The following is a 1861-nucleotide window of genomic DNA, read 5'->3' as shown; positions in this document are numbered from 1 at the left end:
CCGGCGAGCTGAAGCAGCAGGGACTTCACGTCGGTGGCCCGGGTCGGGCCGGTGACAGCGCGGGGGGTGGAGCAGAGGATGAGCGGTCCGTCGTTCGGGTCGTCAGGAAGGCGCCCATGGCTGCCGCGAATAGGTGAGGCGTCCAGCGGCACGACCGCCATGCGGTAGCGCATCCCGAGTTTCTTGCGGGCGAGCGCCTTCGCGGCTTTGACCTTCACATACGGGTCGAGGGGATCCATGAACAGCTCGAGGGGGTCGTATCCCGGCTTGCGGTGGATCTCCACGAGCTGTGCGAAGTCGGGTGCCCGTGCGTCGTCGAGCCAGTAGTAGTACGTGAACCAGGCGTCCGGCTCCGCGACGGCGACGAGTTCGCCGGCGCGCGGATGGTCCAGGCCGTGCTCCTTCTTGCCTTCGTCGTCCAGGAGTTGATCGATTCCCGCCAGGCCTTGGAGTGCCTCACGAGCGGCGTCGAGATCTTCCGGGCGGCGGACGTACACATGGGCGATCTGGTGGTCGGCCACGGCGAAGGCGCGGGACGCCATCGGGTCGAGGTACTCCATGCCGTCCTGGGTGTGGACCTCGAGGAGTCCGGCGCGGCGCAGGGCGCGGTTGATGTCGACGGTGCGGCTGACCTTGGTGATGCCGTACTCGGAGAGCGCGACGACGGTGCGGCCCTCGCGGGCGGCGTCGTCGAGGAGGGGGGCCAGACTCTGGTCCAGGTCGGAGGCGGCCTTGTGGGAGCGCGGATCGTCGGGACCGTAGCGCTGCAGGTCGTAGTCGAGGTGGGGGAGGTAGCACAGCGCCAGGTCGGGGGTGCGGGTGTCGATGATGTGGCGGGTCGCGTCGACGATCCACTGCGAGGAGACGATGTCGGCTCCCGGTCCCCAGAAGTGGAAGAGGGGGAACGTGCCGAGTTTCTCGGTGAGTTCGTCGTGCAGGGCCGGGGGGCGGGTGTAGCAGTCGGGTTCCTTGCGGCCGTCGGCGTAGTAGACGGGACGGGGGGTGACGGTGATGTCGGTGTCCGCGCCCATGGCGTACCACCAGCAGATATTGGCGACCGTATAGCCGGGGTGGGTGCGCCGTGCGGCGTCCCACAGCTTGTCGCCGCAGACCAGTCCGTTGTGCTGGCGCCACAGGAGTACGTCGCCGAGCTCGCGGAAGTACCAGCCGTTGCCGACGATGCCGTGCTCGGCGGGTGGGGCTCCGGTCAGGAACGTGGACTGGGCGGCGCAGGTCACCGCCGGGAGGACGGTGCCGAGTTCGGCGCTCGAACCGTCCTGGGCGAGGGCCTTGAGGCGCGGCATGTGGGCGAGGAGACGGGGGGTGAGGCCGACGACGTCCATCACGAGCAGAGGGGTGGGAGCGGCTGTCGGGGCCGGCGGGTGCGTCATGGCAGTTCCTTGAGGCCGAGGTCGACCAGGAGATCGCGGGCGAGGGTGAGTTCGGCGGCGATGCCGTCGGCGAGCTGACTGCGCGCGCGGGGCCGCAGCGCGGCGGGCAGGGCCTGCCAGGTGTACGTCTCGACCTCCAGGTGGCGGGTGCGCGGATGGGCGCCGCCGACCAGTCGGGCGAGCGTCTCGCGCAGCACGGACAGGGTGGAGGTGAGCGGAGGCGCCGGTGCCGCGTGCAGCGGCACGTGGAAGTGGGCGCGCCAGGGGGCGGTGTCGGGCAGTGAGTCGCCGCAGAGGGCGGGGCCGAGGTCGTCGGTGCCGTGCAGCGCTCCGGCGGTACGGGTGCGGGTCTGGTGCAGGAACCGGGGCTCGTCGAAGGCGGACAACGCCTCACGGACTTCCGGGTGTTGGGGGTGTTCGGCATGCAGGGCGGCGGACAGCTGGACCTTGGGTACGGCGATACCGGCCGC

General features: G+C 70.6%; 1 protein-coding gene and 1 pseudogene. Both read right to left on the bottom strand.

Features of this window, described 5'->3' with window-relative positions:
• A partial coding sequence (locus QIT00_RS38660; protein ID WP_282540185.1) for a nucleotide pyrophosphatase/phosphodiesterase family protein occupies positions 1-1391 on the bottom strand: 1391 nt, incomplete at its 3' end.
• A pseudogene (locus QIT00_RS38655) lies at positions 1388-1861 on the bottom strand (metabolite traffic protein EboE); the annotation flags it as partial. The gene QIT00_RS38660 and the pseudogene QIT00_RS38655, both read right to left, overlap by 4 nt.

This window comes from Streptomyces luteolus (genome assembly GCF_029968015.1).
Taxonomy (GTDB): Bacteria; Actinomycetota; Actinomycetes; order Streptomycetales; family Streptomycetaceae; genus Streptomyces; species Streptomyces luteolus.
The sequence above is the reverse complement of the archived record's forward strand: the minus strand, read 5'-3'. Positions and strand labels throughout refer to the sequence as shown.